Here is a 13,911-nt window from a genome sequence, read left to right as displayed (position 1 = left end):
GAGGCCTATACCTTCTGCAAGCAGATGGACATCCCCTCCATCGCCAACCTGGAAAAAGTCGTCATCAAGGCAGTGGACAAGATTCTGGACAACCAGAACGTTGATGGAGGCTGGGCCTACAACTACAATACCAAGGCAGGCGCCCATACGGACCTTTCCGTCACCGGCTGGAACGTGCAGGCCCTGAAGGCCGCCGAGCACGGCGGCGTCAAACCCACCAAGGGAGAGATACGCACGTCCCTGCGCAAGGCGGCGGCCTATTGCCGCAAGTGCGGCAAGCCCGACGGCCTTTTCACTTACATGCAGGAAGGCAGGGAAGACGCCACCGCCCGCCCCTCCCTGGTAGGCGTGGGCGTGCTTTCCCTGCAAATGACAGGCAACGGTTCCGACAGCACGGCGCGCAAGGGACTGGACTGGATGCTCAAGAACACCAACCGGCCTTTCGACTGGAAGGCGAACAACACTTCTTCCAACCTCTACCAGCACTACTACGGCGTGCAGGCGGCCATGAACCGCGGCGGAGACGTTTGGAAGGCTTACAACAAGGCCTTCCGGGATTCCACCCTCGGCGCCCAGGCTTCCGACGGAAGTTTTGCCCCGAACGGCTTTCCCGGGCCGGGGGGCCTCGTGAACAGTAACGGAGGCTCCATTAACGATAAAATTTACCGCCAGTGCCTGGCGACGCTGATGCTGGAAGTATATTACCGCTTCCTCCCCGGGACGGGAGAAGGCACCAAGAATTCCTAATCTGATTGACATACCGACTCGTCTGGTTTTAGTATGCTGCCAGCCTTATGAACAGGCAGGCCAGCATCATTTACCTGTAACCGCGCAATTCTCCCCCTTTTTCAAGGATATGGGAGCTTTTGCCGTTACACCAACCAGACACGTCCCTCTATGAGTCTCCACATTGAAAGTACAGAAGACGCCCTTACGGAACTGAAAAAACAGCGCGTCAAAACGCTGGTTTCCGCCGTTTCCGTCTCTTTCCTGGGCGTTGCCCTCATGGGCCTTCTCCTTTACCTGGTACACATCATCGTCGCCATTCCGGAAGATCCCCCCATGGTAGCCTACGCCACCCAGGAAGGCGACAACCCGGACATTGACACCCCGGAAGTCACCCAGACCACCCAGCGCCCCAGCAGTTCCTCCACCGCCGCGCAGGTGAAGGTCATTGCCGCCGTAGCGTCCGCGGACGTGGCCGTCGTCAATCCGGATATTGAAGTAGACGTTCCCTCGGAGGAACTCTCCATGGGCATCGACATCGGTGACGGCTTCGGCACCGGTACGGGCGACGGCGACGGTGGCGGCATCCCCGGCATCATTTCCAAGCGGTGCGACCTGAACGACCGCATGAAGCGCATTACGGAAAACGGCGGCACTCCCCAGTGCGAGGAAGCCGTCGTCAAATCTCTCAAATGGCTCCAGAAGCAGCAGAACCAGGACGGTTCCTGGGGAGACGGGCCCCAGAACTACAAGTGCGCCATGACGGGGCTCTCCCTGCTCTCCTACCTGGCCCACTGTGAAACGCCCCTTTCCGAAGACTTTGGAGAAACCGTCCTGAAAGGTATCTCCTTCCTCGTGGACCAGGGTGTAAAAAACCCCGTCATTTCCCTGGTCCCTCAAAGAAACGAGGTCAGCTATGACCACGCCGTAGCCACCTACGCCCTCTGCGAGGCCTATACCTTCTGCAAGCAGATGGACATCCCCTCCATCGCCAACCTGGAAAGAGTCGTCGTGAAAGCCGTGGACAGAATCATTGATGCCCAGTGCCCCAACGGAGGCTGGGCCTACAGCTACAACAACAAGATCAATCCGGACATTGACCTTTCCGTCACCGGCTGGAACGTGCAGGCCCTCAAGGCCGCCGAACATGGCGGCATCAAGCCCTCCAAGGGTGAAATACGCCCGGTCCTGCGCAAAGCCTCAAGCTATGTGCGCAAGAATGTGATGCCGGACGGCAAATTCGCCTATAAGGAAAACGGCAACATGCCCCGTTCCTCCCTGGTGGGCGTGGGCGTGCTTTCCCTGCAAATGACAGGCAATGGTTCCGACAGCGCCGCCCGCAAGGGACTGGACTGGATCAAGAACAATGTCAAAACCCTTCAATGGGGCCAGGGATCCGGAACGGAAAACATCAAGAGCAATCTTTACATGCACTATTACTGCGTCCAGGCGGCCATGAACCGCGGCGGAGACGTTTGGACCTCCTACAACAGAGCCTTCCGGGACGCCGTGCTCAGCGGACAGAATGCGGACGGCAGCTTCAAGCAAAACGATGTGGGCTTCACTTCCGGCATGAATGACAAGACTCTGAGCATCTACCGCCAGTGCCTGGCCACCCTGATGCTGGAAACCTACTACCGCTTCCTGCCCGGTACGGGGGAAGGCACCAAGAATTCCTGACGAAATTTTCCGGCTTTTTCGCAGCCCTCTTTCCTCCCCGGGAAAGAGGGCTTTTCATTCTCTTCCCCATGATTCCGGAATCCGCCGTCCCTTTCTTAAAGGGAGCCTGGCCACTTTCTAAGTAACAATTTAATAACAACATGCTAAATATAAGCATATTATAAATTTTAAACTTGCACCTGCACATTGTTGGAGGGATGGTGAAATCCTAATCAAACCCCATTCCATCCATGAGCCTGCATATCGAAAGTACAGAAAACGCCCTTGCGGAACTGAAGCAACAACGCGTTAAAAACCTGGCGGCAGCGGTTTCCGTTTCCGTCCTCGGTGTCGCCATGATGAGCCTCCTGCTCTATCTGGTAAACATCATCACGTTCCTTCCGGAACCTCCGTCCATTGTCGCCTACCCTCTGGCCCACCAGGGCGCGGAGGACCCCATCAGGCCCGACCCCATGAAGAAAGTCCAGCGTTCCTCCAGTTCCCCTATGGACCAGCAGGTAAAAGTCATTGCCGCCTACGCGCCCCTGGATACAGCCGTACCCGTCCCGGATATTGAACAGAACACCCTGACGGAAGAGTTCTTTACAGGTATTGACATTGATGGAGAAATAGGATTTGACGATACCAAAGGGCCGGGCCGGAACGGACCGGACATCAATATCCTTTCCAAGCGGTGCGACCTGAACGACCGCATGAAGCGCATTACGGAAAACGGCGGCACTCCCCAGTGCGAGGAAGCCGTCGTCAAATCTCTCAAATGGCTCCAGAAGCAGCAGAACCAGGACGGTTCCTGGGGAGACGGGCCCCAGAACTACAAGTGCGCCATGACGGGGCTCTCCCTGCTCTCCTACCTGGCCCACTGTGAAACGCCCCTTTCCGAAGACTTTGGAGAAACCGTCCTGAAAGGTATCTCCTTCCTCGTGGACCAGGGTGTAAAAAACCCCGTCATTTCCCTGGTCCCTCAAAGAAACGAGGTCAGCTATGACCACGCCGTAGCCACCTACGCCCTCTGCGAGGCCTATACCTTCTGCAAGCAGATGGACATCCCCTCCATCGCCAACCTGGAAAGAGTCGTCGTGAAAGCCGTGGACCAGATCATGAAGGGACAAAATACCAACGGAGGCTGGGCCTACAACTACAACACGCAGCCTGGAGCCCATACGGACCTTTCCGTCACCGGCTGGAACGTGCAGGCCCTGAAGGCAGCCGAGCATGGAGGTATCAAGCCCACCAGGGGAGAGATACGCACGGCCCTGCGCAAGGCGGCCATGTACTGCCGCAGGACTTCCCTTCCGGGCGGCCTCTTTTCCTACCAGGAGAACGGCAGCGAACCACGGGCCTCCCTGGTAGGCGTAGGCGTGCTTTCCCTGCAAATGTGCGGCAGCGGTTCGGACAGCACGGCGAGGAAAGGTCTGGACTGGATGCTCAGGAATACCAACCGTCCCTTTGACTGGAAGGCCGGCGACACGACTTCCAACCTCTACCAGCACTATTACGGAGTGCAGGCGGCCATGAACCGCGGCGGAGACGTATGGAAGGCTTATAACCGCGCCTTCCGGGATGCGGTGCTGAAGGCCCAGTCTTCCGACGGAAGCTTTGCACCCAACGGATTCGGAGGTCCGGGGGGAGTAGTGCAGACCAGCCAGAACCGGCATGCCAACGACAAAATCTACCGCCAGTGCCTCGCTACGCTGATGCTGGAAGTGTACTACCGCTTCCTCCCCGGGACGGGGGAAGGCACCAGGAATTCCTGAATCTCCCGGCAATCCTCCGAATCAAGGAGAATCCTCCGGAAGAAAGTCCCGCCTGCCGGAAAGGCAGCCTTTCTTCCGGATGGCATGCATGTTAAATCCTGACTTGACCCAAGCGCTTTCTCTTGTTATTCATACGGTTTCCATTTTTCAACGACGTGAACAACAATTCTTCCATTCTTTTCGGCCTTTTTGATGAATTTCTTTGGATTCGGTGCTCCGGACGCGGAAGCTTTGCCAACAGCCCTACCGTCAAATCCCTGGGGGATGACTACATTGCTTCCGGGGGGCGCCTGATCGTCATTGACCTGGAAACTTGCTCCGGCATTGACTCCACCTTCATGGGCACCCTGGCGGGATTGTCGCGCAGGCTGCTGCCCATCGGAGGCGCCGTCCAGATCGCTTCCCCCAGCGAACGCTGCCTGTGCGCGCTGGAAAGCCTGGGGCTGGACGCCCTGCTCAGCATTGAACCGCCCACCGCCCCCTGGAGGGGAAAAGTGGACCAGATACGGGCCAGCCTGAGTGCGGAAAACGCCCCCACCATCCATCTGGATGCCAAGGACCAGACTCTGCACGTCCTCAACTCCCATCTAACTCTGAGCGAGTTGAGTGAGGAGAATGAAGAAAAATTCCGCAATGTGACCGACTGCCTGAAGGAAGAACTGGAACGGCAGAAGGACAAATAATCTCCCCCGCTCCGCATGGACATGCGCTCCATGGCCTCCCTGTACGGTGACGCTCTTTCCGCAGCGGAAGAGCAAGGGCCGGACACCATCAGGGAACCCTCCTTCCATTTCCATTCCGGACTTCCGGATGAACGGACGCTCCAGCTTCTTCTGCTGGAAGGCAGGTTCGGAACCTCATTTACGGATGATCTGGGCAGGGACATCCGCATTCTGGACTTCGGTGACTGGAACAAATCCGCAGGTCCGGATTTTCTGAACGCCCATATCCAAATAAACGGCGTTCCCCGTACCGGGGACGTGGAGCTGGATCCCGCACCGGAAGACTGGGAACGCCACGGCCACGGTTCCAATCCGGCGTTTGACGGAGTTATCCTGCATCTGGCGTGCACTCCCAGCCGGAGGGAATGGTTCACCCGCAACAGCCGGCATGAGCGGATCTCCCTGGCCGTCATTCCTCCCGCTGTGCTGGCCCTTGCGGAAACACCCCCGTCCGGGAACGCTCCGGAACGTCACTGCCGCCATGCCGAGCTGCTGGCCGCCATGGCTCCGGAACCTCTGGAAACCCTCCTCCAGTCGGCTGCGGCCTACCGCTTCCAGAACAAGCACCGCCGTTATGCCGAACGCGTCAAATATGCAGGAGAAGAGCAGACGCTTTTTGAAAGCCTGGCGGAAACGCTGGGTTACCACGCCAACAAGACCGCCATGCGCCATCTGGCATTGCGCGCGCCTCTGGACGCCATCCGCAAATGCCCGGAACCCCTCCTTTTCGGCACCGCCGGATTCCTGGTCCCTGTTCTGCCGGATTCCTGCACGCCGGAAGCCGTGGCCCACCACAAAAAGCTCTGGACTCAATGGTGGCCCCTGCGGGAACATTTTGAGCTGGCTCCGGACCGGACCTTTCCCTGGACGCTCTCCGGCAGCAGGCCGGCCAACCATCCGCAGAGGCGCGTAGGGGCGCTGGCGGTCATCGCCGGAGACTTTGACGCCTTCCGGCGGCTCTGCGCTTCCGGACATACGGATGGCCTGGCAGATTATCTTTCCGCCCTCAGGCATCCTTACTGGAGCAACCACGTCACACTGCCCTCCGCACCGTCCCCGCGCCCCATGGCCCTGATGGGCAGGGACAGAATCATGGACTTCATCGTCAACCATCTCCTTCCGGCGGAAGGAGATGAACGTTCCTGGAAACACTACCTCTCCCTCAGGTCCGGGCAGGCGGGGACAAAAGTGCTCTCTGTCCATCAATCCCTGCTGGGCCGCAGGCCGGACGCAAACGCCTTTCTCGTGAAAGCGTGGCACCACCAGGCCCTGCTTCAAATTCATGAAGACCTGTGCCTGCGCCATTCCTGTGCCCTCTGCTCCCTGATCGGACGGATGGAAAAGAAATAAGAGCCTTCCGTCTTTTTCCAGGAGTCATGGTATGGAAAAACTTCCGGACACTCGCCGGAATATGGCTTTCTGCCCTTCTGTCAAAAGAAAACTCCGTTCATGGGAGAAATTCCATCTCCCGCCCTGCCTCCTTGGCAGATTCCCAACCCGGCGTCTTTCCGCCATGGCGCCATAAAAAACTTCCAGCCCCCTGAAAGAGGGCTGGAAGCAATGACTATTTTTCCTGCCGTGGATGGAACCGGGCGACAGAGCCGCTTTTTTACTTGGCGGCGGCCTGCGGAGCTTCCGCTCCTGATTTCAGCGGCAGGGTCTTGATGCGGGTCATCTTTCCGTTGACGCGCACAGGCAGGACCTTGGGCTGATCGGAATACAGCTTCACGTTGCCCACCTTGCCGTTCTTCCAGGTGAAGTCCACAGTGATATTGCCGCGGGCTTTCAGCCCCTTTACAGCGCCGTCAGGCCACGCCTCCACGGGGGAGGGCATGATGTCCAGGCCTCCGGCATGGGACTGCACCAGCATTTCACAAATGCCGCCCACAATGCCGAAGTTGCCGTCCATCTGCATGGGGGGATGGGTTGTCAGCATATTCGGCAGGGTATTATACTTCAAAAGCCCCTGAACCATTTCATGCGCCTTGTTCCCGTCACCCAAACGGGCCCACAGGGCCGTGCGCCACGGCCACGTCCAGGAACGGCGGCTGTCGCCGGTCGTGCCGCGCCATTCCAGGGAAAGGCGGGCGGCTTCCGCCAGGTTGGGCGTCTTGAGCTTGCTGATCTGGTTGCCGGGGAAAACGGCAAAGAGGTGGGAAGTATGGCGGTGGTCCGTCTTGGGAATACGGTCGATCATCCATTCCTGAAGGTTCCCTTCCTTGCCGATCTTGTTGCCGGCCAGCCTCTTCAGCTTGCCTTCCAGGCTCTTGGCCCAGGAAGCGTCCTTGCCCAGAATGCGGGCGGCCTTGATCGTATTGGTGAAGAGTTCCGCAATGAGCTGCTGGTCGTGCATCACGCCGTCTTCACGGGGGCCGTGCTCAGGAGACCAGCCGTTGGGGGCCACCAGGGTTCCGGCCTTCACATCGGCCAGATCCTTTTTCTCCTCTTCGCTCGGGTCCTTGCCGTTGGTCTTGAATCCTTCACCCTTGGCGCCCAGTTCCTTTAAATGGTCTTCCCAGAAATGGCAAATCTCCTTCATGAGGGGATAAGCCTGCTTTTCCAGATATTTCCGGTCGCCGGTGAACGCATAATGCTCCCAAACATGGAGGGCATACCAGGCTGCGCCGGGAATGTTCCACTGCCAGCCGTTGCCGCCGAAAATGTTCTGGGAGGTGCGGACTGTCCAGCCGCGCACGGGTTTGCCGTCCTTGGTATTGAACCCCTTGTTGGCCTGGGAGGCGTCCCGGCAGCCGGGAGCCATCGCCTCCACATAATTGATCAGCGCCTCATGGCATTCGGAAAGATTGGCGGGTTCCGCTCCCCAGTAAGCCATCTGGACGTTGATGTTGTTATGGTAGTCGCAAGCCCACGGCGGCTTGACATAATCATTCCAGAGCCCCTGAAGGTTGGCCGGGAGGGTTCCGGGCCGGGAACTGGACAACAGCAGATAGCGCCCGAACTGGAAGATGGTTTCTTCCAGATCAGGATCCACCGGATTCTTCTTATAGGCTTCCAGACGCTTCGGCGTGGGCAGCTTGGCCACGTCCTGCTCCGTCTTCCCGAAGTCGACCTTCACGCGGTCAAACATGGACTTGTACTGGGCGATGTGCGCCTGTTTCAGAGCGGCGTAATCCGCAGTGGCCGCCTTGGCTGCATAACGGTCCAGTTTCTTGGCGGGAGCCTCTCCCTTCCAGTCCTTTTTGTAATCCATCAGGTAATCCGTCTCCATGGCGATGATCACCATGCAGGAATCCGCGTTCTTCACGGAAACCTTATCGGCTGTGGTAGTCATCGTACCGCCTTTGGGACGGATCAGGACACGGCCTTCATACTTCATGCCGTTTTTCAGAATCCCTTTCAAGGTAATCACAGGCCCCTTGGCGGAAATCTCCGCCCCAAACTGGTTGTTCATGGAAAAATCCGCACTGAACTTTCCGGGCTTGCTGGCGCGGTAATCCAGCACCAGCACATTGGCAGGGGTACTGGCAAACGCTTCGCGGTCATATGTCACTCCATTCGCCTTGTAATTCACCTTGTGGATGCCGTCCCGCAAATCCAGGGCGCGCGTAAAATCTTCAACAGTCACGGAGGCCGGCTGGTCGCCATCCTTGAAATCCACGAACAAATCACCGAAAGGCATATAGTTCCCGAACTGGTTCGTCCCAGCATCAGGCCCGTAGCCATAGCCGCCACCGGGATTGGCTCCGCCGGACCAGAGGCTGATCTCATTCAGGGCAAACCGCTCGCGGTTGGGTGCGCTGAAAATCATGGCCCCTACGCGTCCGTTGCCGATCGGATAACCTTCCGACTCCCAAACGGCTAACGGTTTTTTGTATTTGCCGAAACCACCTTCGGGATTCTTATCTTCCTGCGGATAAACAACCACGGCTGGCTGATCGGACCAGATCAGGTTGGAGGCGGAAGGCTTGTCCAGCGCTCCCCATCCCAGGGAGATGGCGCTTACTGAAACAGCAGATAGAAAAAGAGATTGGAGATGCATGCTTTAATGATGATGTCATAAATTTACCGCCACTGCAATCCTGATCTTTCAACCTTTACAAACTTATTTGCATCATAGGATGCAGCCTTTTTCCGACGTTCCTGTTACCGTGGAAGGGGCCTGTTCTGCAAATGGCGGCGAGGACAGTAAATTTCCTTGTTTTTGGAAGGTGCATTCCTACCGTAGGCAAACATGTTTAAGCGCCTCTTCTCCTCACTTTTTTTCTTCTCCCTTGTTGCGGCGGCTTCCGGAATATCCTCTGCCGAGGTCACGGTGCCGGACATTCTGAAAGACCGGATCGCCCTGAAAAAAACGGCCCATCAGCTCAATGTCGTTTACTTTCTGGGCAGTGATACGGAACCCGTTCCGGACTATGAACGGCGCCTCAGCGAACTGCTGATTTACCTTCAGCAGTTTTACGGCAAGGAAATGCAGAGGCATGGCTATGGAGCACGCTCCTTCGGCCTGGACATCAAATCCCCCGGTCGCGTGAACATCATTGAATACAAGGCCAAAAATCCGGCTTCCCACTACCCGTATGAAAATGGCGGCGGATGGAAGGCAGCGCAGGAGCTCGACGAATTTTTCAAGGCCAACCCGGACAAAAAGAAGGGGCAGCACACCCTCATTATCATGCCTACCTGGAATGATGAAAAGAACGGCCCCGACAATCCCGGCGGCGTTCCTTTCTACGGCATGGGCCGCAACTGCTTCGCCCTGGATTACCCGGCCTTCGACATCAAGCACCTGGGCCAGAAAACCAGGGAGGGACAACTCCTGACCAAATGGTACGGCGGCATGGCCCATGAACTGGGCCACGGCCTTAACCTGCCCCATAACCACCAGACCGCCTCGGACGGCAAAAAATACGGCACGGCCCTGATGGGAGCAGGCAACTACACGTTCGGCACCAGCCCCACGTTCCTGACTCCCGCCAGCTGTGCTCTGCTGGATGCCTGTGAAGTATTTTCCGTCACACCTTCACAGAAATTCTATGAAGGCAAGCCGGAGGTGGAAGTCAAGGACGTAGCCATCTCCTTCAAGGGTGACCAGATACTGGTTTCCGGCAACTACAAAAGCCCTCAGACCGTCAAGGCGCTGAACGTCTACTTCCAGGACCCTCCCTATGCAGTCAATCAGGACTACGATGCCGTTTCCTTCTCACAACGCCTGGGAAAAAAGAATGGAAAATTTTCCATGAAGATTGATAAGAAGGAACTGGACGGACTGACCAATAACGAATTCCGCATTTCCCTCATGTTCATTCTCGCCAACGGGCTCCACATGCAGAAGCATTTCACGTTCCACTGGGACGCTCTTCAGGATTACAGGGATCAACCCAAATCCTGACGGCGTTCCTCCCCTCTCTATTCATGGAAGGATGCCGTCGGAACGCGGCATCCGCACTCCGGGAAGGACTTACTCCTTCAAGCTGGTGCGCCAGCCGGAAGCGTGCTGATAATAATAAACAGCCTCCTTTTCCAGCTCCTTCATCCGCTCATCAGGCTTAACGGCTTCCCCCTCCCGGAAAAACTCCGCGCCACGCTGGGGTTTGAGCACCACCATGTCCCTCCCCTTCAAATAACCAATGTACTGGTAATTACTCACAAAATACCGGGACTGGTAGGAGGGTTTCAAGGCATCCTTTCCGTAAAAGGCCGCCTCATACGGCCATTTCAGTAACCCGAGCAGGGTGGGAAGCACGTCAATCTGGCTCACGGGCGTCTCCCTCCGTTCCGGTTTCAACAGGGCAGGAGCATAGAAAATGGAAAAAATGCGGTGCGTCTCCGGATTAAGCGTCTGTTTCCCGGCGCTTCCGGCGCCATGGTCCGCTACGAACACGAACAGTGTATTGTCAAACCAGGGTCTGCGCCTGGCCTCCTCCACAAAGGCGCCTACCGCATAATCCGCGTACTTCACGGCGCCCATGCGCCCCGTATGGGAGGGAATATCAATGCGCCCGTCCGGATACGTGTAAGGCCGGTGGTTGGACGTAGTAAACACCACCTGCAGGAAGGGCGTGCCGTTCCCGTAGGACTTATCCGCCTCCCGCACGGCACGACGGAACAAATCTTCATCACAAACGCCCCAGACGGTGGAATGGGTCACCTCGGAATCATCCATGGAATTGCGGTCCAGAACCTGGAATCCATTGTTTCCGAAAAAATAATTCATGTTGTCAAAATACCCGTATCCGCCGTAAATCCACTTAAGGTCATACCCCTTGTCCCTGAAAATGGATCCAATGGTCTGCAAATGCTCATTCCCTTCCTGGCGGAGAATGGACATGCCGGGAAGCGGGGGCATGGAGGTGCTCACCGCTTCCAGGCCGCGTACGGAGCGGGTGCCCGTGGCATAGGTATTCGGGAAAAAGATGCCTTCCCTGCTCAGTTGGCTCAGGCACGGGGTGACATTCGCCCCATCCTCCCGGCACTCGTTTAAAAACTCCGCCCCCATGCTTTCCATGACCACCACCACGACGTTCGGACGGATGGCCTCTCCGGAGGGGCGTACGTGCCTTTTCACGCTGCCGGACGCTGCGTCCGGCACGGACGTATCATCCGCTGTGAATTCCCGTGCCAGAAATGCCGCCGCATCCTCATCCGGAAGCGTCTTGTAATAATCCCGGTAATCCAGTTCATTCTTGAGAAAGGCGCTGAACAGGCTGTAAAGGCCATCCTTGGCCATCTCCGAATTATAACGGTTGTTCACGGTATCCGCATCCTTGATGTCCACCAGCCAATACCCTCCCGTAACGCATGCCAGCAGGAACAGCACCACGCAGCCCCTCTTCCATCCGGCGGGAGCTTCTCCGCGGTGCGGAATCAGAAAACGCTTCATCCCCCACACGGCCAGGACGGACACGGCCAGAATGCCGCCCAGAATCGGAATGATGGGGTAGGACTCATAAATATTCCCGATCACCTCCTTGGTATAAATCAGGTAATCCACCGCAATGAAATTGAAGCTGGCTTCAAACTCATTCCAGAAAAAAGCTTCCGCCACGTCCTCAAACAGATTGGCGAGCACAAACAGGAAAAACCACGCGGAAGTAATCCAACGGTCCGCCTTTCCTCCCGCCTTCCTGCGCGGCAGAATCCACAAATAAATGGTATAAGGCAGCAGCCAGTAGCACATGGCGATGGCAAACTCCGTCACGAAAACGTACGCCGTTTTTAAAACGGGAATCAACCCGAAATCCATGTTGCGGTATTCAAAAAATACCGTAAACACGTTTTCCACCACCTCAATACCAAACGCAAACAAGAGAAACGGCCAAAGTCTCCCCCAATAATAACGAATCATTGTGCTTGGAAATATGGCAGACGGCACATGCCGTCAATGCTGCATCACAGCATTGCGGAAGTATGACTTTATTCCGCGGAATCCGGCCGTTTTACACCACATCCAGGGCGGCGTCCCAATCCTTCCAGACAGGTTCCAGCCCGGCGTTCCGAATAGCGCAGACCACCTCTTCCGGGGAACGCTGGTCGGAAATCTCAAACTGTTCCGTTGCCTTGCAGCGCCCCTTCCTGTCATCGGGAAGCTCCACCTGGTTCCCGCGCACCGTCAAATGGGCGGTGGCCGTTCCTACACCCGTGTATCCCCCCGGTTCCGTGCGGGCAATGGCGGACATATGGGTCATGCCCAGATGCATGAGGGCGTTCCTCATCGGCGCGGGTTCACGGGTGCTGATGGACATGCCGATCTTGGGGAAGCAGATGCGCAGGGCGGCCATCAGCTGGACAAAATGGCGGTCATCCAGCATGAGTTCCGGATCAGGTTCATACTCGTAATTTCCGGCATAAGGGCGCATCCGCGGAAATGCTACGGAAAGTGCGGACTTCCAGCAATGCTTCTGCAGGTAATCCAGATGGGTAGCGAGCGCCATGGCCTCCCTTCTCCAGGGGGACAGCCCGAACAGGGCCCCTATCTGGATGCGGCGGAACCCTCCCTGATAGGCACGCTCCGGGCAATCCAGCCTCCAGTTGAAATTCTTCTTCATTCCGGCCGTATGCAGGGTTTCATACACTTCCCGGTTGTAAGTCTCCTGATACACGGCCAGCTGTTCCGCCCCGTGATGGACGATCTCCGCATAACGGTCGTCCGGCAGGGGACCGATTTCCAGGCCCAGGGACGGAATAAACGAATGCAGCGCATCCAGGCACTCCTGCATGTACCCGTCAGAAACGAACTTGGGGTGCTCCCCGGCCACCAGCAGGATGCTGCGCAGCCCCAGGCCGTGCAGATAGCGGGCTTCCTGCACCACTTCATCCACCGTGAGGGTGGTGCGGATGATGGGATTGTCCCGGGAAAAACCGCAATACTTGCAATTATTGATGCATTCGTTGGACAGGTAAATGGGGGCGAACAAACGGATGGTCCGGCCAAAATGCAGGCGCGTCAGGCGGCGGCTCTCCTGCGCCATGGCCTCCAGCCGTTCGTCTTCCACCGGTTCCAGTAAAAACATGAACCGGCGAACCAGGGAAGAGGGATGATCCATCAGATCATTTAATTTTTCAGAAAAAGACATAAGGGAAAATAGAATAACATGTGAGAGACGGCTGCTGGCGGCCATTTCCATGCCGGAGCAGGAGCAGCTCAATTTGCATCCTCCTTTGCAGCGGATTCCACCTTTTACCGTGTCATTTGCTGCAGCGGCAGGCTGCGGGAAGAAAAAGCGCCCGGTGCAAATCATCGTGACAGAAGGCCTCCCATGGACTAATCTGGCTTTATCCTCCCATGACCGCCACGCCGAAGAGCCTTTTCCGCCATTATCTTGATTCCCTGATCCAGAGGGGAACCACGCGCGCCAGCCTGACGGAGGAGGCCAGGGACGTCCTGAGAACATGGTACATAACCGCCAAAAAAGGCAGCCGCGCCCATTCCCCATCTTCCCCATCTTCCCCATTCACTCTGAGGAGACAGAAATGTCCCGACGTATTGCCAAATCCAGCGCCCTCGCCATCGCCACCCTCCTCGCCCGCTCCGCCGCCCGGGCGCCGGTGACGGCGAACAGGATGGCGAT

At 57.0% G+C, this 13,911-nt stretch carries 8 protein-coding genes and 1 pseudogene; 6 read left to right on the top strand and 3 right to left on the bottom strand.

Annotation, left to right across the window (positions count from 1 at the left end; genetic code table 11):
- The 5 genes and pseudogenes from LIO64_RS06670 to LIO64_RS06650 all read left to right on the top strand — a co-directional run.
- A pseudogene (locus LIO64_RS06670) lies at nt 1-747 on the top strand (hypothetical protein); the annotation flags it as partial.
- 150 nt (nt 748-897) lie between these two features.
- The gene (locus LIO64_RS06665) at nt 898-2,406 is read left to right on the top strand and encodes a prenyltransferase/squalene oxidase repeat-containing protein (RefSeq protein ID WP_290548663.1); all 1,509 of its coding nucleotides are present in this window, start codon (nt 898-900) and stop codon (nt 2,404-2,406) included.
- Nucleotides 2,407-2,636: 230 nt separating this feature from the next.
- Entirely contained in the window at nt 2,637-4,160 is a 1,524-nt protein-coding gene (locus tag LIO64_RS06660; RefSeq protein ID WP_290548662.1) for a prenyltransferase/squalene oxidase repeat-containing protein, read from the top strand.
- Nucleotides 4,161-4,315: 155 nt separating this feature from the next.
- Nucleotides 4,316-4,843, top strand: a complete 528-nt coding sequence (locus tag LIO64_RS06655) for an STAS domain-containing protein (protein ID WP_290548661.1) — start codon at nt 4,316-4,318, stop codon at nt 4,841-4,843.
- Nucleotides 4,844-4,858: 15 nt separating this feature from the next.
- On the top strand, nt 4,859-6,232 hold the full coding sequence (locus LIO64_RS06650) for a DUF2851 family protein (protein WP_290548660.1): 1,374 nt from the start codon (nt 4,859-4,861) through the stop codon (nt 6,230-6,232).
- A 259-nt stretch (nt 6,233-6,491) separates the two neighbouring features.
- Here the strand turns inward: LIO64_RS06650 and LIO64_RS06645 are convergent, their stop codons facing one another.
- Nucleotides 6,492-8,882 (bottom strand): glycoside hydrolase N-terminal domain-containing protein, encoded by a 2,391-nt coding sequence (locus tag LIO64_RS06645; protein WP_290548659.1) that lies wholly within the window; start codon nt 8,880-8,882, stop codon nt 6,492-6,494.
- A 192-nt stretch (nt 8,883-9,074) separates the two neighbouring features.
- On the opposite strand from LIO64_RS06645, the gene LIO64_RS06640 reads away from it, so the two are divergent.
- Nucleotides 9,075-10,232: a hypothetical protein gene (locus tag LIO64_RS06640; protein WP_290548658.1), complete on the top strand. Its 1,158-nt coding sequence runs from the start codon at nt 9,075-9,077 to the stop codon at nt 10,230-10,232.
- A gap of 69 nt (nt 10,233-10,301) precedes the next feature.
- Here the strand turns inward: LIO64_RS06640 and LIO64_RS06635 are convergent, their stop codons facing one another.
- Nucleotides 10,302-12,149 carry an LTA synthase family protein gene (locus LIO64_RS06635; RefSeq protein WP_290548657.1) on the bottom strand — a complete coding sequence of 616 codons (1,848 nt, stop codon included), beginning with the start codon at nt 12,147-12,149 and terminating at the stop codon, nt 10,302-10,304.
- 130 nt (nt 12,150-12,279) lie between these two features.
- Nucleotides 12,280-13,386 carry a 2-iminoacetate synthase ThiH gene (gene thiH, locus LIO64_RS06630; protein ID WP_290548656.1) on the bottom strand — a complete coding sequence of 369 codons (1,107 nt, stop codon included), beginning with the start codon at nt 13,384-13,386 and terminating at the stop codon, nt 12,280-12,282.
- Nucleotides 13,387-13,911: the final 525 nt, after the last annotated feature.

Origin of the sequence: Akkermansia sp. (assembly GCF_020860705.1) — a bacterium.
Classification (GTDB): domain Bacteria; phylum Verrucomicrobiota; class Verrucomicrobiia; order Verrucomicrobiales; family Akkermansiaceae; genus Akkermansia.
This window is presented reverse-complemented; position numbering and strand designations above follow the sequence as displayed.